This window comes from Proteus sp. G2609, assembly GCF_963896135.1.
GTDB classification, from domain to species: Bacteria; Pseudomonadota; Gammaproteobacteria; order Enterobacterales; family Enterobacteriaceae; genus Proteus; species Proteus mirabilis.
This window is the reverse complement of sequence record NZ_CAWQNB010000039.1, coordinates 191,905-212,664: the sequence shown is the minus strand read 5'-3', so window position 1 is coordinate 212,664 and position 20,760 is coordinate 191,905. Positions and strand designations below refer to the sequence as shown.

Sequence of the window (20,760 nt, the reverse complement as noted above, 5' to 3'; positions counted from 1 at the left end):
TAAAACGGCATCATTAAGATGCCGTTGTTATGGTTGCCATGTATATGGTTTAAATGGATGACTTGCTCTTGGGGGCTGGTTTACGTTTAACAGATATTTTTTGTGTATTTATCACTTCACTGGTGATCCAGCCATCTTCAACACGCGTTTTTAGCGTATCACCTTTTTTAACTTGTTTCGTATTTTTCAGTACGTCACCTGAAGCAACTTCACTAATGCTGTAACCGCGAGAAAGGGTTGCGAGAGGACTCACACTTTCTAAACGTGAACAGCTAATTGCAAATTGTTCACGTTGACGAGCAAGCTGTTGTGAAATACTTTCTCTCATACGATAAATTAACTGTTGTTGTTGGCGCAGTAGTGTTTGTATTTGTGGACTTGGCTCTTGGTAATTAAGGCGTTTTTTTAGCTGAGTGTGTTGATTCTGTTTTGTTTGTAGGAGGCGCTGAAAACTGGTCACTAAACGCTGTTTAGTTGTAGCCAATACATTTTGTTGGCGAGCAAGCCGTAAGTGCGGATGCTGTTGTTGTAAGCGATGATGAAGTTGTGTTAGTGCGCGTAATTTTTTTGCTAGATAATAATCCATTGCCATTTCAAGACGTTGTTGCTGTGACTGCAATTGGCGTAATAACTCGAGTTTGTTGCGACTAATTAACTCAGCGGCGGCAGAAGGGGTTGGCGCTCTAAGATCGGCAATAAAATCAGCAATAGTCACATCGGTTTCATGACCCACGGCACTGACAATAGGAATATCACTAGCAAAAATAGCACGGGCTACGCGCTCATCGTTAAATGCCCAGAGATCTTCCAATGAGCCACCGCCTCGGCCGACAATTAGCACATCACATTCTTTACGGCGGTTAGCCAGTTCAATGGCATGGACTATCTGCATTGGTGCTTCCGCACCTTGAACGGCTGTGGGATAAATAATAATAGGTAACGAGGGATCACGACGACGTAGAATATTTAAAATATCGTGTAAGGCTGCGCCAGTTGAGGAGGTGATCACCCCAATTTGTTTAGCAGGTGTTGGTAGTGGTTTTTTATGAAGAGCATCAAATAAACCTTCAGCGCTTAGTTTTTGTTTTAAAAGCTCAAATTGCTGCTGTAATAATCCATCACCCGCCGGTTGCATGCTTTCGACAATCAGTTGGTAATCACCACGAGGTTCGTACAGCGTGATAGTCGCACGTACTAATACTTGCTGACCATGTTGAGGGCGAAAAGTGACTTTTGTGTTTTGACCGCGAAACATCGCCGCTCTAATTTGAGCATGGGTATCTTTTAACGTGAAATACCAATGACCAGAAGCAGGTTGAGTAAAATTGGAAATTTCAGCACTGATCCAAATGCGACCCATTTCCATTTCTAATAACTGGCGAACGGTCTTATTTAGACGGCTAACAGTAAAAATATTATTGTTTATCGGTAGAGTCATGTGAGCCAGATCAAATTTTAAAACAAAGACTTAATTGACTGATACTACCTAAGTTAGCCAGAGGATCAATAAAAATTTTCAAAAAAAGCTAGAAGCAACCGATTACGGTGTGTATAATGCCGCGGCAATATTTTCCATTTCTTAAAAGCCGCCTTGGTGAGATATTGCTATGTTACGAATTAAAAAAGAAGCACTTACATTTGATGATGTTTTGTTAGTTCCTGCACACTCGACTGTCCTTCCTAATACTGCTGATTTATCTACTCAACTGACTGAAACAATTCGCTTAAATGTGCCTATGCTTTCTGCTGCAATGGATACTGTGACTGAAGCATCTTTAGCTATTGCATTAGCTCAAGAAGGTGGAATTGGTTTTATCCACAAAAACATGCCTATCGAACGCCAAGCTGAAGAAGTTCGTCGTGTTAAAAAACATGAAAGCGGTGTTGTAACGGATCCTATCACGGTAACACCAGAAACTTCTTTACGCGAAGTCCAAGCAATGACAGAGCGTAATGGTTTTGCTGGCTATCCGGTAGTGACTAAAGACAATGAATTAGTGGGTATTATTACTGGTCGCGATGTTCGCTTTGTCACTGATTTAGATCAACCTGTCACTGCGGTAATGACGCCAAAAGAGCGTTTAGTTACCGTTAAAGAAGGTGAAGCGCGTGATGTTGTTATGCAAAAAATGCATGAGAAGCGCGTAGAAAAAGCCTTAGTAGTCGATGATCATTTCCACTTAAAAGGCATGATCACCGTTAAAGATTTCAAAAAAGCAGAGCGTAAGCCTAATGCATGTAAAGATGAGCATGGTCGTTTACGTGTAGGTGCTGCGGTTGGCGCTGGCGCAGGTAACGAAGAGCGTATCGCCGCATTAGTGGCAGCTGGTGTTGATGTTCTTCTTATCGACTCCTCACATGGTCATTCCGAAGGGGTATTACAGCGTATTCGTGAAACTCGCGCTTTATATCCAAACTTACCTATTATTGGGGGTAATGTGGCAACCGCAGAAGGGGCTTTAGCGCTGGCGGATGCAGGTGTGAGTGCTGTTAAAGTGGGTATTGGCCCTGGCTCTATTTGTACCACTCGTATCGTAACAGGTGTTGGGGTTCCACAAATCACTGCGATTGCTGATGCTGTTGAAGCACTGAAAGATCGCAACATCCCGGTGATTGCCGATGGTGGTATTCGTTTCTCTGGTGATATTGCTAAAGCATTAGCCGCTGGAGCAGCATGTGTAATGGTTGGCTCTATGTTTGCAGGTACAGAAGAATCTCCGGGTGAAATCGAGCTATTCCAAGGTCGCTCTTATAAATCTTACCGTGGTATGGGCTCTTTAGGCGCAATGTCTAAAGGTTCATCAGATCGTTATTTCCAAACTGATAATGCAGCAGACAAATTAGTACCAGAAGGTATTGAAGGTCGTGTGGCATATAAAGGCTTACTGAAAAATATCGTTCACCAACAAATGGGTGGCTTACGTTCATGTATGGGCTTAACAGGCTGTGCAACCATCAAAGAATTAAATACCAAAGCTGAATTTGTTCGCATCAGTGGTGCGGGTATTCAGGAAAGCCATGTTCATGATGTGACTATCACGAAAGAATCGCCTAACTATCGTTTAGGTATGTAATTATTCGAGAAAGGCTTGAAAACAGAAAATGTTAACAAACCTTTCAATTTAATGACTTTTTATTTGTTTTGGAATTCACCACAAATGACAGCAAATATCCATAATCATCGCATTCTTATCCTTGATTTCGGTTCGCAATATACACAGCTTATTGCTCGCCGTATTCGCGAAATCGGCGTTTATTGTGAACTCTGGGCATGGGATGTTACAGAAGAACAAATTCGTGAATTTAACCCCAATGGTATTATTCTGTCTGGTGGCCCTGAAAGTACTACAGAAGACAATAGCCCACGCGCTCCGGAATACGTCTTTAATGCGGGTGTGCCGGTATTAGGTATCTGCTATGGCATGCAAACTATGTCTATGCAATTAGGCGGTGATGTTGAAGTCTCAGGTGAGCGTGAATTTGGTTATTCACAAGTTGAGATCCGCGAAACCTGCGAACTGTTCCGTGATATTCAAGACTCCGTAAGTGAAGATGGCAAACCTTTATTAGATGTATGGATGAGCCACGGTGATAAAGTTACGGCTATTCCCGCTGATTTTGTCACTATTGCTAGCACTGAAACTTGCCCATTTGCGATTATGGCAAATGAAGAGAAGCGTTTCTATGGTGTACAGTTCCACCCAGAAGTTACCCATACCCATCAAGGTTTAGCCATTTTAAAACGCTTTGTGTTAGATATCTGTGGTTGTGACGCATTATGGACATCCGCGGCGATTATTGAAGATACTGTTGCTCGTTTAAAACAACAAATTGGCGACGATCACGTTATTCTCGCGCTATCGGGTGGTGTAGACTCTTCTGTTACCGCATTATTATTAAATCGTGCCATTGGTAAACGCTTAACCTGTGTATTTGTTGATAATGGCTTATTACGCCTTAACGAAGCCGAACAAGTTATGGCGATGTTTAAAGGCAAATTTGACCTTAATATTATCCATGTTGAAGCTGAAGATCGTTTCTTAACTGCGCTAAAAGGTGAAAACGATCCGGAGAAAAAACGCAAAATTATCGGTCATACCTTCATTGAAATCTTTGATGAAGAAGCGGTTAAATTACCGCAAGTCAAATGGCTAGCACAAGGCACAATCTATCCTGATGTGATTGAATCAGCCGCATCTGCAACAGGTAAAGCGCATGTGATCAAATCACACCATAACGTAGGTGGCTTACCTGAAGATATGAAGTTAGGTTTAGTGGAGCCACTAAAAGAACTATTTAAAGATGAAGTGCGTAAAATCGGACTTGAGTTAGGTTTACCTTACGACATGCTATACCGTCATCCATTCCCAGGACCAGGTTTAGGGGTTCGTGTATTGGGTGAAATCAAGAAAGAGTATTGTGATTTACTACGTCGTGCTGACGCTATCTTTATTGAAGAGCTACATAAAGCCGATTTATACAATAAAGTCAGCCAAGCATTTACAGTATTCCTACCTGTCCGTTCAGTGGGTGTTATGGGCGATGGTCGTAAATACGACTGGGTAGTTTCATTACGTGCTGTGGAAACCGTAGACTTTATGACTGCACATTGGGCACACCTACCTTACGATTTCTTAGGCCGTGTTTCTAATCGCATTATCAATGAAGTAAATGGTATTTCTCGCGTGGTTTATGATATTAGCGGAAAACCACCAGCAACGATTGAGTGGGAATAAAATAACGTTTATCAGTAATAGTTGATAAAGGTTAAAAAACCAAGAGCCATCAGTAAGTTACTGGTGGCTTTTTTGTTTTCTATGGTTGGTAATGGTTGACAAGAGCCGAAAAAAATGACGGTATAGTAGACGGTATCAAAATATAAATTATAAAATTAAGACACTGATACCGTCATAAATTTGCTGTCATTTGACGGTATCAGCATTGAGGTTATAGCATGCTGACCGATACAAAACTAAGAAGTTTAAAGCCACAAGACAAGCTTTATAAAGTGTCTGACAGAGATGGTTTATACGTTGCAGTGACAAAAAGTGGTGTTATTTCATTTAGATATGATTATCGTTTTAATGGAAGAAGAGAAACGGTTACTTTTGGTCGATACAGTGCTGACGGTATCACGCTTGCAGAAGCAAGAGCCGAATTAATTGAAGCAAAAAGGCTACTAAACGCAGGTATATCGCCAGCTTCAAAGAAACGTGACGGTATTGAGAGTAAAAAAATAGGGACGGTATTCAAAGACTATACCGTCAATTTCCTTAATGATGCTCAATATGCCGACTCTACTAGGGCCATGAAAGAAGCAATTATTGAAAAAGAAATCTATCCTGTATTCGGCAAGCTTCAACTAGAAGAGATCACCACACCACGGCTTAGAGCTTTGTGTGAAAAGATAAAGGATAGAGGCGCAAAAGCGACCGCATTACAAGTGCGTGAGATTGTTGGCTCTGTTTTTACTTATGCCATAGATAGAGGTTATGAAATTAGTAACCCAGCAGATGCGATAAAGGCTTCTTCGATAGGGACTTTTCAAGCGCGCGAAAGGGCAATGTCGCCGAAAGAAATCGGTATCTTATTTCATGAACTAGAAAACTATAGTTGTTATCCAACCTTAAAATTGGCCGTTAAATTTGTATTGCTAACATTAGTCAGAAAGTCTGAGTTTATTCATGCAACATGGGATGAAATAGACTTTAAAAACAGACAATGGGTGATCCCTAAAGGGCGAATGAAGGGGAGAAAAGAGCATGTTATTTATCTCTCTGATCAAGCAATGGATATCTTAACCGGTATGAAAGTTTGTGCTATGGGAAGCGATTACTTAATGCCTGGTCGATATGATATTAAAAAGCCACTTTCTAATGCTGCATTGAATAACGTGATTGATGGCACCGTAAAACGTATCAATGAAAAAGGTATTGAGTTCGAACCGGTTACTGTTCACGATTTACGACGCACAGCAAGCACGCTATTGCACGAAGCAGGTTATAACTCAGATTGGATAGAGAAATGTTTAGCACACGTTCAAAATGGCGTTAGAGCCGTTTACAACAAAGCTGAATATGCTGAACAGCGTAGAAAGATGTTACAAGAGTGGGCTGATATGGTGGATGAATGGATAAAAGAGAAAGATTAACGCTTTGTCATTCTTCGCCAAGTGTTTTATAAGCAAGTAGTGACGATAGGTAAAGTACACCGACAACAGGCCAGATTGTGGAGTAAAACAGTCTGGCCACAATATCTTTTATATTGTCGCTTTCGTGCTTAGACTCTGAAAACAGATACCCAGCAAGCCATAAGTACACAGCTAATAATGTGAGTAAAATAATCATTAGCCGTTTTTCCTTTTGTACTGAGCGTGATCATCACCACACTCTTTAGAGCAGTAAGCGCTGTTCTCTGTTACAGGCTCTTCACGACACCAGATACAAAATCCCGTTAAGCTTTTTGCTGGTGGCTCTCTGTTTGCTAATGCGGTGTTGATTTGTAGATCCGTTAAGTCATTAGCATCATCTGCGATATCAGGCATATTTATTCCTTACAAATAAAATGAGAATTGATAAGTTCGATACTGTTGTTAGGACATTGATTGCCCCATGCATCCCAACCTTGTGACATGTCACGAGCGAATAGCTCAATGCGATTTACATCACCGTACAACTGTTCAAGACGGTTTTTTACTTCCCACGGTTTTTCGCTATGTTCACCTAAACAACTAAATACGATTTGCTTAACGCTAGCACTAATGCGCTGTAATCCATTGCCTCGAGTAGCGATTAAAACATCTTCACTATTGGCTCTAGTGTAGTTTCCCCCATTCATTTTTGTTTCAGCATCTAATAGTTCAAATAGGTCGTGATAATCAAATAACTCGCTGTTTTGAATGGCTTTATCAATTCGTTGCCATGCTAAAGGATTAAACTTAACCCAAGTAAAAGCTTTCATTGTGCGCACTTTAAAGCCCCACGCTTCGGCTAATTTAATAGCCTCGAGTACAAAATTACCTGTATACCACATGGCAAGAACTGCGTTATCAGATGCAATAGAATGAATAGGGATATGGGTTAAATTGAAGAGGGAGGTTGTTGGATAATGATTTTTAGCAGCACCGTTTGAAACTTTATTTTTGTAATCCCACGGAGGATCACAATAGATTAGGTCGTATTTTTTCATTTAACCTCCTTAAGAAAAGAGATCCAGTGCGTTTTATCGTTCTTACCTACACGCTGTACTGCTGTTGGTTTTTGGTCTGTTAGTGCTAAAATTTGTTTGACAGGTATTTGGGTTTCATTCCATTTGAACAGCAATGTTCCTCCAGGCCTAAGCACTCTAAATGCTTCACTAAACCCTTTACTTAAATCTTCTCTCCATGAGTCTTTATTTAATGCACCATATTTTTTAAACATCCAACTATTTTTACCAACCCTAATTAAATGAGGAGGGTCAAATAGCACCTGATAAAAGGTATTATCTGGTAATGGAAGGTTTTTAAAATCAGAAATAATATCTGGTGTTATATTTAAAATTCTTCCATCACATAAAATATGTTGTTCAGCTCTAATATCATTAAATAAAACTCGGTCGTCTTGTTTATCAAAATAAAACATGCGAGAGCCACAACACATATCAAGTATTGGTTTCATTTTTATATACCAACTTTGATTTAATCCAATTTTCAGCTTCATCATTGCATAACAAAACACTATCCATCATTAATTCAATATCGATAGATTCCTTTGCAACGTGAGATAATTGGGCCATGATATAAGCGAACTGCTTCTCATCACACTCTATAAAGTTAGCTCTGTATGCGCTAATTAAATGATTACGAGCATATAGAATTCCTGATTTCATTTGCTCTCTGTTATATTCATTATTCATTTTTTTATTTTAACTCCGTTGCTGATTAAGCTGTTTCTTATGGATGCTTCTAACGCTGAACGTAAGCATTGACACCCTTGATATTTAATTGCCGTATCTCTCGAAGTATTAACGATCTCTCTTAGTTGATGATGTTTAATTTCTGGTTCGGCACTCTCGCGTGATGCTTGCCATGTAATCCACATTAAATCTACATATTGGTCAGCGTAATTTAATCCGTTATTTGCTGTTTCGAATTTATTATTTATTTCTGCATCATCCATGTGAAACTTAATAAACTCTTCAAATTGCTGCCTTGATTTATCCATCACTCCACCTTATTTACCAGCTCTCTTCGTCATCATGTTGCTCAATGAGTGAGATAACATATTTAGTGAATTTTCGTATTTGCTTTTTGGTTGGTTTAACTGGGAAGTATTTGTTTTTTTCTATATAACTGAACGCATCAGAAACAGTTAGAGTAAAGTATACGCTCCCATCTATTGTTACTTCGCTGCAAACATAAAAGACACACTTATCTACTCTCATATTCATTCCTCTTCATTGCATCCCTGCGAGTTAAAATAGCGATCATGTCCGTTTTTTCGTAGCATTCTATCTATTAGCCGAATATGTTTACTCCAAATCCTATCGGCTTCCTCGCATCCTCCACCAATCATTCCCGCGCAATCATCAGTAAGAGACTTGATAGCTTCAAGTTGAGCCTTGGTTACTTCCAATTTCATATATCTATCTCCCGTTTGCATCCTTGCACTGAGCCCTATAATTAAACGTATGGCTTAATATCAAATTGCTTGAACCATTCTTTTATTTCGGCGTATTGTTCATAACTAATTCCAATATCTTCCCGCCATTCTTCAAATGAATTTCGGGCGGCGTCTTTAGTTAAATAATAAATAAAATCCTGCAATTTCTCAGGTGTGTTCATTGTTATATCCTTTGGTTAAACGGGTAGGGTGGTTATCTGGTGTTGGTGCGGTGGATTACTTGTGTTCGAGAGCGTTTTGATGCTTGGCTGTCATTACAACCATCTCAGCGAATTTATCTGAGACATTTTTTCGAATTCCAGCGTTGACAGCTTCTGTGATTTGTCGATCAATATCCTTATTGATACCTTTTAATTTTTCCTGAACGACATCTTTAACTCGTTTGTCTGTTAGCCATGTAATTAATCGTGTCCCACCTCCATAACCATCGGTAAAACTTCCGTTATCATTAACTTTCTTCTCCAGAAGATTATCAAAGGTTCGTTTAATAAGGTCGGTGATTGAAAGGCAATCTTGCACATCACCCCATTTATCGGTAATAGTTACTTCTTTTTCTAGCCACTCATCGGCAAATGTAATCGCTTTTTTCTCAATTGCTTTTTTCGCAGCTGTGATAGAATCATTGATGGCTTGATTTATTTGTTCTGATGCTTTCTTTTCTACTTTATCCAAACACTGCCTGGAAATTGCACTTTTTACACCCTGTATAATTTGATGTTTAACTTCTTCATCAATGTTTCCATCTTCTTCTAACCAATCTAAATCTACTGTGATATTCAATTTCATAATTAATTCCTTATAAAAAACAGTGTTTAAGTATTGCTCACAAACTGCCCAGCTTCATTGCGCTTACGTTCGGTGTAACACTTGGGTGTCTCTCTTGATTTAGCTTTCTTATCTATCCATTCATATACTTCATGAGCCTCCCATGCCACGCAACGCACCGACAAATACATACGCTTTGGAAAATCACCTTTCTTCTCTAAGGTGCGAATAGTTGAGCGAGAAAGTCCTGTTAGCTTTAAAACAGCAGGCATACGGATAGGGTTGGTAGGTAATTTAATATTCATATTTAAACTCCTGCGGAGCGATACAGCTCCGCATTAAATAGGATCACTGGTATTCAGGGCGCATATCATCAAGTGTGATAGAGAAAGACTCGTATAATTCATCACCAAGTTTTCTTTTGCTTGATTTAAGTAGCTTGTCTACTTTTTCAAATGCTTCGGTAGCCTCAGGTGAGCCAGATTCAGGAAGTGAGTTAATAGAAGCTTCTAGGGCATTGCGTGCATCAATGCGGTGGTATGCCTGTACTGCTTTATTTTTTAATTCAGTAAATAGGTTGATCCCCATTTCATTTTTTAAGTTCTCAATTTCTGCACGAATATTTTTAGCTTCTTCGACAGTTTGAACATCATCAATAGCTAATCTAAAGGTTTCAGCATCGAACTTAGGTATAAACTCGCCTTGAGTCTCTTTTACCGGTTCATCATTGATTGGCTGTTGTTGAGTGGTGATTTCATCAATGCTTACACGTTCTTTCGGTGGGGTGATGTCTTTAATCGGTCGATCTTCAAGTTCTTCTGGCGTATACACACCAAGAATAACTTCAGGGCAATAAAGACGGGCCCAATATTTTACAGCGAGATACGCGATTTGTTGCTTAGGCATTGTTTTCCAAAGTGGTGAGTTTCTCGTTTGTACATCAGCAAGGTAAACAGGCTCACCCCATGTAATTTCTTCTTCACCTCTTAAAATTGCACCAACTTCAATAAATAAACCCGATTCATCACGTTTATCTTTCATGCCTACAATCTTTTCCCAGTCGCCACCGTATTTGTAATGGAACCGACCTACAACAGCATTTGAACTGGTAATAACTGCATTTACTAATTGGGCTTCATAACCAAGCACACCATTGATGACATGTGTTTTTTGACCGACAACGAAAGGATCCATTCCCCAGCGTGCAGACTGCATTGTGATAGCAAGACAATCAGATGGTTTACCTTGCAGATGTCTTGGCACCGTTGCTGTACCTGATGCCATTAGCTCAGCAAATTTGACAATGCGGTCTAATGATTCAGGATTAAAAAGTAATGATGTGTTATTCATTACTGATTGATTTCTTTCGAGAGTTGCTACTTCTGACATAATATTTACTCCAAGCGTGCGCCTGATTGTTCAAGCGCAGTTTTATTAAGCGACTTCGTTTTGCAGTTCTTCTAACTTTCTCTGCTCAAAGTCAGTGATACCGATAGTGAGAGTAGTGGTGATAGGTGCTGGCCAATATCCTGTATCCATAGCTTCACGGATATCACGCAGTGTCTTTTTGTACTCTGCGCGACCTAGTTCAAGTAATTCAGGAGAGGCTTCAACGATAGCGACCCAGTGGTAATGCTCGTCTTTGTTAACGAATATCCAGAAGAACTGATCCAGCATTGCCACATCACAATACATAGCTGCACTGATGTGATAATCGCGATTAATGATTTCTTTGCGGATCATGGTTTCAATGGCATCTTGTTTAAATCGACCAAGTGCTACCGATTTGAGGTCAAAACCTAATCGATTATTTTCTGTTTGAATTTCGATATCAGGACGAACTCGAATTTCAAGGCCAGTATCTTCATCAATGCCGTAGTAGCTCACTTCTGATACACGGTTAGGGTGGTTTAATAAACTGGATGCTTCTTTGTGGTTCATAACAGCGTTACGCATGTTATTCGCCATTTCATAGTCAACGGTTTGAACATGAATTTTTGAATCGTCACTAAGCCATTGGCTAATGATTTCATCCTCAAATACAGCATCAGGGTTAACTTCTTTAATGACCTGCATGAGATCATCTTTCTTGACGGGTTTTCTAAGTGGCTCAGGTTTATTTGTTTCTGCAAAATATAATTCAGGATTGATGTGGTGGTATATCTGCTCAAGTAATGCATCTGTATTACCTGAGGTTTTCAATGGTGTTGGCAAAGTATCGTTATAGGCTTTGATACAGGCTTTCATTGCGGCACCTGTGAATTTTCCATCTTCGGGGATGGTTTTAAATTCATCGGGCAACTGCATGTATATCTGACCTAGCTCTTCGGCTTTTCCGCTGGTGGAAAGTTGCGGTGTCAGAGTGGCATTATGTTCTTCAATAATTGCTTTTAACTCATCTTGTGAGAGCTTTTTAGGCAACTTATTGTTGTATTCGTCAATCCATGACTTCATTGTTTCCGTTGTTGTAAAGGCATCTTCTGGAATAATTGGCTTAACACTGAATTCAGCATCAAACTTTTCAGGTTCCATTGTTAACGTGTGAAATGCACTACCTAAGTCGAAACAACGATTATTTTCACGCTCAATAACTTTTGTTACATGGAGTAACTCGTAATACATCAAACTAATACGAGCATCTTTTAGCATCGAACTACTGATGCCGTTTGAACTGTGATACACCTCGTTAGGAATATCGGGATAACGACCAGGTTCAAAATAAGCAGGTTGGTCATTTTCTTCCTTTGGAATATCTTCCGCCTCCTTATGTTGACCGTTTTGATTATCTTTACTGGCGTTAAAAATCACCTCTTCCTGAGGTACTTCCTTTTTTTCTACCTCATTTGAGGTGGTTTTTGGATTTATTAATGAGTTAAAGTGATTAACTCTATGACGAACGCTACGCATATCAGGGTTATCAATAAATGACATAATAGCGTTAACGATTTGCTCTTCACTGAGTTCACTACTGATATCAGGAACCAATGAAAGTGCAAGTAGCGTGATATTAATAAAGTGGTCATATTGCTTAAACTCTTCTTTTTCAATATCACCATTGATATGAGCTGTTAGCATATCTACTTGTTCGCTATCAGTAACATCTTGGTTAAGTAAAAGAGCTTTTGCAATCAACACATTTAAGTGCTTAGTGTCTGACATTTTGTTTACCTACTAATTGTTCTGTTTGTAATGCGAGCTTTCTTACATAAGCCCACTCAATACCGGCTTTAAAATTGTCAAATGACTGTGACTCATTTAAGCCAGATAAGGTAAATACATGCTTACCGTCTTTGATATAAAAGATCATGGCTAATCACCAAATTGGTTATGTCTGAGCGCATTAAAAAATCAGTCTCTTTTATCCATATTGTTAAAGAGCAAATTAACCGTATTGGTTAACTTATGCTTTCAATCATAACCATAAATTAACCATTGTCAACCATGAAAAACAAATAAATCACCAATATGGTTATGTTTGTTTTTATCACTATGAAATTTAATGATTTATTAAGAGTAAAAAGAAGCCAGTATATGACTTCTTTTTAATGGAAAGGGTTAGTCGTGGGAGATAGGCTGGTTTTTATTAATGATAAATTCAATAAAGTTTTCAATAGCAGCTTGTTCGCTGGCAGGAAGTTTTGAATAGGCTCTTCTATCATAGTTAATAGTGCCTTTATCATTTTTAGGGATCAGTAGTTCATAGGCTTGGCGGCCCATTGCTTTTGCAATAGCATCAATGCTTTCAGCGGTGGCGCTGGCTTCACAATTGATAATGCGGTTAACTGTTGATTGTGCAAGCCCTGAATCGACAGAAAGCTTAACTCTTGATTTTATTCCATCGTTTAACATAAATGTTGTGATGTTATCTGAGAGTATTTTTCCGATCTCGGTCGGAATATATTCTTCTTTTTCTGACTCCGCATGACCTTCTTTTAAATGGTCTACATCCATCCAATATTTACTAATTCTAGTCACATATTCAATTTTACGTGACATTGGATCGGTGAGTTCACGATGACTTTTTAAATCTTTTGGTGATAGGTAACGAGAGATCATACTTGGTGCTACGCCTAACGCATCAGCCAATAGTTTTTGTTTGCCGTTGTAGTAGCGTTCAATAATATAAATCAGGTTATCTTTTCTAATTTCAGCAATGCTTTTCATTTCTCCAAGTCCTTTGGTGTCTATTCTTTATACAAATTTGATTAAGTTATGGTGTATTAAACAAACAAATAACCCTTTTGGTAAAGTACCTAAACGGTTACTATTATTTATTGGTTAATCAAATTGGTGAAATTATGGAAGTTTTCGACTTTAAAAAATTTTGGAATAGCTTAACGATTAAGCAAAGAGAAGTATTCTCTCAAAGAACGGGGTATAGCCAACTGTATCTATCACATCAGCTACGCTATGCAAAACGTAAGCCTTCACTAAGTAAACTCAATAAGTTATATGATATTTGTATTGAGTTCGGTGCAGATACAACCAGAGAGCAATTAATCAATTTCTTTATTCGATAATAATTCAAAGGCTATTTATTGATAAGGATCACTTCGGTGGTCCTTAATTTTTTATTGATAACCAATAAGTCTTTTTAGGTTGATATATTTTAAAATAACGGATAGCATTTGCACATACACATAATCAAATGAGGTTGAAATGGAGATTATTAGTCGAAAAGAAGCTGCTTCAAAAGGGCTTGGAAAATTTTTTACAGGTAAGAAATGCAAGAACGGTCATGTTGCTGAACGTTATGTTTGTAATGGTGTTTGCGTTAAATGCAACTTTGAAAATTCAACAGTCTATCGCTCTGTGTTAAAGCAATTAATTAACAGCGCTAAGTGAATGGTGTTTTATGCGTGACTATGGAAAAGTTTCCCCACAATTTTGGATAGGAAAAACAGGTAAGGAAATAAGAGAAAAAGGGCATGAAGCACTTATTGTCTCTATGTACTTATTAACCAATCCTCACGCCAATATGATCGGAATGTATTACCTACCTATTATCTATATGGCGCACGAAACAGGGCTAGGTTTAGAAGGGGCTTCTAAGGGGCTTCTAAGGTGCATTGAAGCAGGTTTTTGCCACTATGATGAGGATGCTGAAGTTGTTTGGGTGATCGAGATGGCAAAATATCAAATAGCATCATCTTTGAAGCCATCAGATAACCGGTGTATCGGTATACAAAGAGAGTATGACTCTCAGCCTAAAAATCAATTTCTATCAATGTTTTATGATAAGTATAAAGATGCTTTTAATTTAAGTTCTGCAAGAGAATCATCGATAAAAAATGAAAGGGGCTTGGAAGGGGCTTTGAAGACCCTACGAAGCCAAGAACAGGAGCAGGAACAAGAACAAGATATAAAACCCCCTAAATCCCCCTTGAAAAAAAAGTCGGTACAAAAGCGAGGTTTTAATATCTTGGAAGAAAAAATACCTGATTGGCTAAATCCTGAAGTTTGGGAGAAGTGGATTGAGTACCGAAAGGAAATCAAGCACCCGATAAAATCGAAACAAACGTTCAGTGGACAAATAAAATTACTCACTGAGTGTTATGAGTTAGGTTTTTCACCTGAAGAAATAATTAGCAAAACCATTACAAATGGCTGGCAAGGACTATTCAAACCAAACGTTTCACCACCACAACGGATCATTCAACCTCAAAAGAACGATGAGTTTATACCGGAGGACTTCTGATGACTGCATCATCAACCTTAGCAAGGCTAAAGCGAATAATGCCTGAGCATATTAAACCTAAATTTACTACTTCTACTGAATTAATGGCATGGCAACGAGAGCAGGGTGAAATTGATTCAATGAGGATCGCAAATGAAAACCGAGTAGCTCGTTTAAATAAAATCATGGGTAGATCAGGTATTAGCCCATTACACCAAAATTGTTCATTCGATAATTATGACGTTACATGTGAAGACCAACAAAGAGCGTTGTACAAAGCTAAGAGATACGCTGAGCAATTTGGTAAATCATTTGGTGGGTTCATTTTCAGTGGTAATCCTGGTACTGGAAAAAATCATTTAGCGTCAGCCATAGGCAACCACATTATCCAAAAAGGGAAAAGTATTCTGATCGCTACACTGCCGGACATAATGATGAAGGTTCGTGAAACCTATCAAAAGGATGCTAAAACAACTGAGTCAAAACTGATAGATGATCTGTGTGATGTTGATTTGCTAGTGCTTGATGATGTGGGTGTGCAACGTGGAAACCTCAATGAGGAATTAATTATATTTCAAGTAGTGGATCGAAGACTAGCAAACAAAAAGCCTGTTGGAGTGCTTACAAACCTAAATTATACCCAACTATCCAAAGTGTTGGATGAACGAGTAATAGATCGACTCCGAATGGGAAATCCAACAACGATAAATTTCACATGGCAAAGCTATCGGCGTTTAGTTAAGTAATTTCATAAACTAAAAATCGAATAGGGTTTATTGGATATCAAAATCCTTAGCGTAATAAACACTGGTGAGTTTTATTTGTTGTAGGTATGCGATTGGGTGCCTGAGTAGTGAAAACAGCGTATATACGATTTGAGAGCGTTTTAAGTAGGTATGAGTTTAATTAAAAACTCTGTTTTTTTATACTTGAAAACATAACCAAATTGGATATATTAACCATAATGATTAATCTATTAAGGGTTATCGTACATGAAATTTATGCAGGATTTAGTTGTTGATATTTTACGTGACAATAAAAAATCATTGTCAGTTAACGAGATAACGGCAATTGCTTCTGATCTCAAGGGAAAGAAGAACCGCTCAACAACCAATTATGCGCTGATTAAATTGATTGAAAGCTCCGTTGTAGAACGCAAAGCGGTAGTTGGCATTGGGTATGTCTACAAACTAACGCCTGATTACATGGAGCGCCTACGTGAATTAGATATCAAAAAAGAAGCATCTCTAATGACCAAGAAGCCAGCAAAACCTACGGATAAGCATGTTATCTGTCAGAAAGGCTCACTAACCTACGTCAGAAAGAGCTTACCACCGTTACAGCATGGAAAGATTGCCGATATTCATAACCGTATGAACGCAATGCTGGTGGCGGTACGTGCATGAAACAGCAAATTTATTATATCAACCCTGTACCAAAACCACGTATGACACAGCGTGATGCATGGAAGAAAAGGCCCGTTGTCGTTAAGTACCACGCTTTTTGTGACGAGATGAGAGCTAACCGTTTTACGCTACCGGAAAGCGGTGCTCACCTAACGTTTGTTATCCCTATGCCTAAATCATGGAGTAAGAAGAAACGTATTGAGATGAATGGCAAACCCCACCAGCAACGTCCTGATGTCGATAACCTGATTAAAGCCGTTATGGACGCTATCTTTGATGAAGATTGCAGAGTGTGGAATATCAGCGCGTCAAAGCTTTGGGGTGAGCAGGGAAAGATAGGGGTAACGTTACCTGAAAATACAGAAAATCATGAACTTATTACCATTCGTTAAGTTAGTGACTGAGTTAATTAATCGTTGAATAAGTTTGGGAAGAAATTATGAGCCAAGAAATTGATGCTATTAGGCTTTGTTACGACATTCTTGATGGTTCTGTATTGCCAGAAAATATCTCATCAGAAGAGGTATATGCCATTTGTACATATCTCGATGAGGTAGTACGTGAAAATCTCACATTTACTCAACAAAACCCTGTGGCATTTATGGATAGAGAAGGTGAAGTAATTAGTGCAGTCAAGAAAGAGTTTGAACAGTTAACTGACGGTAATCACATAGATTTCGATATTCCGTTAATTCAATTAAACAAACAACCGTGACATGTCACGCAAAGGCAAATGATGAAAATTAAAACCTCAAAACTAAAAGGATTAGCACTTGATTGGGCGGTAGGTAAAGCCGTTGGCGTCGATGTTCGTATTGGCAAAGAGTTTATTGTTGATGCTAATAACTGCGTATATAGCCCATCTAGCGACTGGTTAAAGTGTGGTGAGTTTATTGAGACTTACGCTATCGAACTTATCAATGAGATGTTGAGTAACGATTTCGGACATTATCAAATTGCATGGTCTGCTATCTGTAATTACTTACAAGATGATTATTACGATGGTGATACACCTCAAGAGGCAATTTGTCGCGCTACTGTCGCTGTGGTGTTAGGTGGTGAAGTTGATGTGCCAAAGGAGATAGTAAATGGCTAAATCACCTGCTGAACGTAAGGCACTACAACGTAAACGCCAAAAGGAACTTGGCGTAACAAAGATTGAATTGCTGGTGGATAATCAAGAGCTGGATATGTTACAGCGTAATTGTGTTCTACGTATGCCTGGTCGTGAGCCGTATGATGTTGTTGAATACTTGCAGATGCTTATTCGTAAAGATGATGCCGAGTATAAGCGACAAGCTGAGGAGCTATCTAAGCGTAAATGTGAGCGCTGTGGTGAACAATTACCCGTTCAGCAATGCTGTTTATCTGGTGATGCTAAGTGTTGGGTAACAAAGGGCTGGCGTGAAATGATGTTAAAGGTAGAATGATAAAAAAAATAAATTATTTGGAGTAATTATGAGTTTTCACGCTGTTGATTGGTTTACAGTTAGTGGTAGCTTAGCATCCGCTAGCGCTGTTGCTGTGGCAGTCGGTATTTTCCTATATGAAAGAGGACAGGAAAAAAGAAAAAATATCGCAGATAATTTATTGAAAGTAGAAGCGATGAATAGATTGCTTGCCCATAAATCTGTACCGTTATGCCAGATGGCTGATACTTTATGCTTGATTTTTCTTCATATTCTAACTACTGAGCCTATTGGTGTTGGTTTGTATCTCAAAGAGAAAACTAAATCAATAAGATTGATTTATCCTGGAGACGAACCAGATACATTTAGGTTGTTGCCATTTAAGATACATGAAAATGGTAGATATCTTAGTGACGATATCATGCTTAATTGCTCAATTCTTGCTGATAAAAATAACGAATTATTAGCTACAGCTATAAAAATAAATAATGGAATTGATGCGTTTGCAGATCTTTTTGATGTCGCATGTATTTATGCAAAACAAGGGAAAATTGCTGATTTTAAAAAAATGTTTGATAGGAACAAAAAAGGAGAATTTCACCTGTTTGGTTTAGTGACTGATGTAATTAGTGCGATTGGGATTCTTGAGCCAGAAATACAGTACTATCCAATATATAACAATGTTATTGCCAAATTTGAGATTATAAAAAAAGAAATAGCCAAGTTATCATGATTTGATGTTTATCTTTTCAATAGTCATAATAACCAAAGAGGTGATGATTATGACTATCAAAAGACCAAGAAAGAAACCTGCACGACAGCCAACGCCTATCAACGACAAGATGGAACGCTTCTGTCAGGAATATATCAAATCCCCCGATAATCAAACTGATGCTGCAATCTCTGCTGGATATGCATCTGGCAGTGCTTGCAAGCGCGCATCACAGCTAATGGCTGATCCCCGTATTCAAGAGCGTATCGCACAACTTATGCAACAGCGTAATAAGCGCACCAAGATGAGTGCAGACAATGTACTTAAGCGTTTGGTTGATATGCTTGATGCAGATATTGCTGATATTCTCAATGAGAAAGGCGATATTAAACCAATATCTGAATGGTCACCTATTTGGCGTAAAAGTGTTGCTGCATTCGATATCATTGATATTGACGGTGATACACGCATTAAAAAAGTGAAGTTGCTGGATAAAATCAAGGTGCTTGAGTTGATTGGTAAGCACGTTGATATCAATGCCTTTAGAGACAGAGTACAGGTCGATGTAAACGTATCATTGGCTGATAAGTTGGCATCTGCTCGTAAACGTGCTCAGCAAGGGAGCATTGAGTAATGTCAGAAGCTTTACAGAAGTCACCAGAAGAGCAACTCATTGAAGATATCGCATCATTTACGCATGATCCATTAGGTTATGCGTATTACGCATTTCCGTGGGGTGAAGCTGGTGGAGAGCTTGAAGAATACAATGGCCCTCGTCAGTGGCAAGCCGAAGCATTAAATGAAATCGGTGAACATCTGCGTAATCCAAAGACACGCCACCAGCCATTGTTACTTGCTCGTGCTTCTGGTCATGGTATCGGTAAATCTGCATTTATTTCAATGATCATCAAGTGGGGTATGGATACCTGCGAAGATTGTAAGGTAGTCGTCACTGCCAACACCGAAAATCAGCTACGTACTAAAACGTGGCCAGAAATAGCGAAGTGGCAACGGCTATCACTTACCAATAATTGGTTTACTTGTACTAAGACAGCTATCTACTCAAACGATCCTAATCATGCTAATGCTTGGCGTGCTGATGCGGTACCGTGGTCAGAGAACAATACAGAGGCATTTGCAGGGCTTCACAACAAAGGAAAGCGTATTATCCTCGTGTTTGATGAAGCGTCTAATATTGCCGATCTGGTATGGGAAGTGGCAGAAGGGGCGTTAACGGATGAAGGTACTGAAATCATTTGGATTGCATTTGGTAACCCAACCCGTAACACAGGGCGCTTTCGTGAGTGCTTTCGTAAGTTTAAACATCGTTGGAATACTAAGCAGATTGATAGCCGTACCGTTGAAGGTAGCAACAAAGAGCAGATTAAAAATTGGGAAGAGGATTACGGCGAAGATAGCGACTTCTTTAAAGTCCGTGTTCGTGGTGTGTTCCCATCAGCATCAGAACTACAGTTTATTCCAACAGGTTTAACCGATGAAGCCATGAAGCGAATTGTCACACAGGCAGAAGTTGCTCATGCTCCCGTAATTATTGGTGTTGACCCTGCATACTCCGGTGCTGATGATGCGGTAATTTATTTACGTCAAGGTTTATTTAGTAAATGTTTGTGGACTGGAGCTAAAACAATAGACGATATTGTTATGGCAAAGCGTATCGCTGACTTTGAGGATCAATACAAGGCTGATGGTGTTCATATTGACTTTGGATATGGTACCGGTATTCATTCAATTGGAAATGGGTGGGGTAGAGTATGGCGTTTAGTGCCATTTAACAGCAGTTCAACCGATCCACAGATGGCAAACAAACGCGGTGAGATGTATAACAGCGTTAAGACATGGCTTAAAATTGGCGGGGCTATTGATGACCAAGAGACAGCCGATGATTTATCAGCGCCTGAATATGTTGTTCGTCTTGACGGAAAAATAAAATTAGAAAGTAAAGATGATATAAAAAAACGCTTAGGTCGTTCACCAGGTAAAGCGGACGCACTAGCACTGACATTCGCCTATCCAGTCACTAAAATAGATAGAAATTATTCCTCACCTCATTCTGGCGTTAATGTCAGCAATTCAGATTACGATCCATTCGCATAAAAAAAGCCCTCTG

30 protein-coding genes are annotated in these 20,760 nt (G+C 39.0%); 15 read left to right on the top strand and 15 right to left on the bottom strand.

Features of this window, described 5'->3' with window-relative positions; translation table 11 throughout:
• Window positions 1-49 precede the first annotated feature (49 nt).
• Complete coding sequence (gene xseA, locus AACV01_RS13280) at window positions 50-1,438, bottom strand: exodeoxyribonuclease VII large subunit (RefSeq protein WP_020945832.1); 1,389 nt, start codon at window positions 1,436-1,438, stop codon at window positions 50-52.
• Window positions 1,439-1,607: 169 nt separating this feature from the next.
• On the opposite strand from xseA, the gene guaB reads away from it, so the two are divergent.
• From guaB to AACV01_RS13265, 3 genes are all read left to right on the top strand, one after another.
• Window positions 1,608-3,074 carry an IMP dehydrogenase gene (gene guaB, locus AACV01_RS13275; protein WP_004243391.1) on the top strand — a complete coding sequence of 489 codons (1,467 nt, stop codon included), beginning with the start codon at window positions 1,608-1,610 and terminating at the stop codon, window positions 3,072-3,074.
• Window positions 3,075-3,158: 84 nt separating this feature from the next.
• Window positions 3,159-4,736, top strand: a complete 1,578-nt coding sequence (gene guaA / locus AACV01_RS13270; protein ID WP_004250844.1) for a glutamine-hydrolyzing GMP synthase — start codon at window positions 3,159-3,161, stop codon at window positions 4,734-4,736.
• A gap of 218 nt (window positions 4,737-4,954) precedes the next feature.
• The gene (locus tag AACV01_RS13265) at window positions 4,955-6,151 is read left to right on the top strand and encodes a tyrosine-type recombinase/integrase (RefSeq protein WP_049203688.1); all 1,197 of its coding nucleotides are present in this window, start codon (window positions 4,955-4,957) and stop codon (window positions 6,149-6,151) included.
• A gap of 195 nt (window positions 6,152-6,346) precedes the next feature.
• Here AACV01_RS13265 and AACV01_RS13260 read toward each other — a convergent pair whose 3' ends face one another.
• The 14 genes from AACV01_RS13260 to AACV01_RS13200 form a co-directional block, all read right to left on the bottom strand.
• Window positions 6,347-6,544 (bottom strand): hypothetical protein, encoded by a 198-nt coding sequence (locus AACV01_RS13260; protein ID WP_004250849.1) that lies wholly within the window; start codon window positions 6,542-6,544, stop codon window positions 6,347-6,349.
• A 2-nt stretch (window positions 6,545-6,546) separates the two neighbouring features.
• Window positions 6,547-7,188, bottom strand: coding sequence for an MT-A70 family methyltransferase (locus tag AACV01_RS13255; protein WP_112843754.1), 642 nt, complete (start codon window positions 7,186-7,188; stop codon window positions 6,547-6,549).
• Entirely contained in the window at window positions 7,185-7,658 is a 474-nt protein-coding gene (locus AACV01_RS13250) for a class I SAM-dependent methyltransferase (protein WP_161683066.1), read from the bottom strand. Before AACV01_RS13250 ends, AACV01_RS13255 begins: the two co-directional genes overlap by 4 nt.
• The gene (locus AACV01_RS13245; protein WP_237585031.1) at window positions 7,642-7,896 is read right to left on the bottom strand and encodes a hypothetical protein; all 255 of its coding nucleotides are present in this window, start codon (window positions 7,894-7,896) and stop codon (window positions 7,642-7,644) included. Before AACV01_RS13245 ends, AACV01_RS13250 begins: the two co-directional genes overlap by 17 nt.
• Complete coding sequence (locus tag AACV01_RS13240) at window positions 7,893-8,204, bottom strand: hypothetical protein (protein ID WP_161683062.1); 312 nt, start codon at window positions 8,202-8,204, stop codon at window positions 7,893-7,895. The genes AACV01_RS13245 and AACV01_RS13240 overlap by 4 nt, the downstream gene beginning before the upstream one ends.
• A gap of 13 nt (window positions 8,205-8,217) precedes the next feature.
• Window positions 8,218-8,424: a DUF7279 family protein gene (locus tag AACV01_RS17885; RefSeq protein WP_442956617.1), complete on the bottom strand. Its 207-nt coding sequence runs from the start codon at window positions 8,422-8,424 to the stop codon at window positions 8,218-8,220.
• A gap of 2 nt (window positions 8,425-8,426) precedes the next feature.
• Window positions 8,427-8,621 (bottom strand): hypothetical protein, encoded by a 195-nt coding sequence (locus tag AACV01_RS13235; protein ID WP_046334322.1) that lies wholly within the window; start codon window positions 8,619-8,621, stop codon window positions 8,427-8,429.
• A gap of 41 nt (window positions 8,622-8,662) precedes the next feature.
• On the bottom strand, window positions 8,663-8,824 hold the full coding sequence (locus tag AACV01_RS13230) for a hypothetical protein (RefSeq protein ID WP_153274246.1): 162 nt from the start codon (window positions 8,822-8,824) through the stop codon (window positions 8,663-8,665).
• Between the two features lie 55 nt (window positions 8,825-8,879).
• Window positions 8,880-9,449, bottom strand: coding sequence for a hypothetical protein (locus AACV01_RS13225; RefSeq protein WP_135024000.1), 570 nt, complete (start codon window positions 9,447-9,449; stop codon window positions 8,880-8,882).
• A gap of 26 nt (window positions 9,450-9,475) precedes the next feature.
• Window positions 9,476-9,733: a helix-turn-helix transcriptional regulator gene (locus tag AACV01_RS13220; protein ID WP_109910732.1), complete on the bottom strand. Its 258-nt coding sequence runs from the start codon at window positions 9,731-9,733 to the stop codon at window positions 9,476-9,478.
• A 43-nt stretch (window positions 9,734-9,776) separates the two neighbouring features.
• A complete protein-coding gene (locus tag AACV01_RS13215; RefSeq protein ID WP_161683060.1) occupies window positions 9,777-10,817 on the bottom strand; it encodes a RecT family recombinase in 1,041 nt (346 codons plus the stop codon).
• A 45-nt stretch (window positions 10,818-10,862) separates the two neighbouring features.
• Window positions 10,863-12,587, bottom strand: a complete 1,725-nt coding sequence (locus tag AACV01_RS13210) for a PD-(D/E)XK nuclease-like domain-containing protein (protein ID WP_161683058.1) — start codon at window positions 12,585-12,587, stop codon at window positions 10,863-10,865.
• Window positions 12,574-12,735, bottom strand: coding sequence for a hypothetical protein (locus AACV01_RS13205; protein ID WP_004243375.1), 162 nt, complete (start codon window positions 12,733-12,735; stop codon window positions 12,574-12,576). Before AACV01_RS13205 ends, AACV01_RS13210 begins: the two co-directional genes overlap by 14 nt.
• A gap of 248 nt (window positions 12,736-12,983) precedes the next feature.
• Entirely contained in the window at window positions 12,984-13,592 is a 609-nt protein-coding gene (locus AACV01_RS13200; RefSeq protein WP_004243373.1) for a hypothetical protein, read from the bottom strand.
• 134 nt (window positions 13,593-13,726) lie between these two features.
• Between AACV01_RS13200 and AACV01_RS13195 the strand changes: the two genes are divergently transcribed.
• From AACV01_RS13195 to AACV01_RS13140, 12 genes are all read left to right on the top strand, one after another.
• Window positions 13,727-13,948 (top strand): hypothetical protein, encoded by a 222-nt coding sequence (locus AACV01_RS13195; protein ID WP_237585030.1) that lies wholly within the window; start codon window positions 13,727-13,729, stop codon window positions 13,946-13,948.
• Between the two features lie 139 nt (window positions 13,949-14,087).
• The gene (locus AACV01_RS13190) at window positions 14,088-14,273 is read left to right on the top strand and encodes a hypothetical protein (protein WP_004243371.1); all 186 of its coding nucleotides are present in this window, start codon (window positions 14,088-14,090) and stop codon (window positions 14,271-14,273) included.
• A gap of 10 nt (window positions 14,274-14,283) precedes the next feature.
• On the top strand, window positions 14,284-15,126 hold the full coding sequence (locus tag AACV01_RS13185; protein WP_036976826.1) for a hypothetical protein: 843 nt from the start codon (window positions 14,284-14,286) through the stop codon (window positions 15,124-15,126).
• On the top strand, window positions 15,126-15,851 hold the full coding sequence (locus AACV01_RS13180) for an ATP-binding protein (protein ID WP_161683056.1): 726 nt from the start codon (window positions 15,126-15,128) through the stop codon (window positions 15,849-15,851). Before AACV01_RS13185 ends, AACV01_RS13180 begins: the two co-directional genes overlap by 1 nt.
• Before the next feature lie 246 nt (window positions 15,852-16,097).
• Window positions 16,098-16,511 carry a hypothetical protein gene (locus AACV01_RS13175; RefSeq protein WP_046334325.1) on the top strand — a complete coding sequence of 138 codons (414 nt, stop codon included), beginning with the start codon at window positions 16,098-16,100 and terminating at the stop codon, window positions 16,509-16,511.
• The gene (locus tag AACV01_RS13170; RefSeq protein WP_049203709.1) at window positions 16,508-16,903 is read left to right on the top strand and encodes a RusA family crossover junction endodeoxyribonuclease; all 396 of its coding nucleotides are present in this window, start codon (window positions 16,508-16,510) and stop codon (window positions 16,901-16,903) included. The genes AACV01_RS13175 and AACV01_RS13170 overlap by 4 nt, the downstream gene beginning before the upstream one ends.
• Window positions 16,904-16,950: 47 nt before the next feature.
• Window positions 16,951-17,226: a hypothetical protein gene (locus AACV01_RS13165; RefSeq protein ID WP_161683054.1), complete on the top strand. Its 276-nt coding sequence runs from the start codon at window positions 16,951-16,953 to the stop codon at window positions 17,224-17,226.
• A gap of 21 nt (window positions 17,227-17,247) precedes the next feature.
• The gene (locus AACV01_RS13160) at window positions 17,248-17,607 is read left to right on the top strand and encodes a phage protein NinX family protein (protein WP_339382637.1); all 360 of its coding nucleotides are present in this window, start codon (window positions 17,248-17,250) and stop codon (window positions 17,605-17,607) included.
• Window positions 17,600-17,941 carry a hypothetical protein gene (locus tag AACV01_RS13155; RefSeq protein ID WP_161683050.1) on the top strand — a complete coding sequence of 114 codons (342 nt, stop codon included), beginning with the start codon at window positions 17,600-17,602 and terminating at the stop codon, window positions 17,939-17,941. Before AACV01_RS13160 ends, AACV01_RS13155 begins: the two co-directional genes overlap by 8 nt.
• A gap of 28 nt (window positions 17,942-17,969) precedes the next feature.
• The gene (locus tag AACV01_RS13150) at window positions 17,970-18,653 is read left to right on the top strand and encodes a hypothetical protein (protein WP_161683048.1); all 684 of its coding nucleotides are present in this window, start codon (window positions 17,970-17,972) and stop codon (window positions 18,651-18,653) included.
• Between the two features lie 49 nt (window positions 18,654-18,702).
• Window positions 18,703-19,266, top strand: coding sequence for a terminase small subunit (locus AACV01_RS13145; protein ID WP_049203721.1), 564 nt, complete (start codon window positions 18,703-18,705; stop codon window positions 19,264-19,266).
• Window positions 19,266-20,747 (top strand): terminase, encoded by a 1,482-nt coding sequence (locus tag AACV01_RS13140; protein ID WP_161683046.1) that lies wholly within the window; start codon window positions 19,266-19,268, stop codon window positions 20,745-20,747. Before AACV01_RS13145 ends, AACV01_RS13140 begins: the two co-directional genes overlap by 1 nt.
• The last annotated feature ends 13 nt before the right edge of the window (window positions 20,748-20,760 follow it).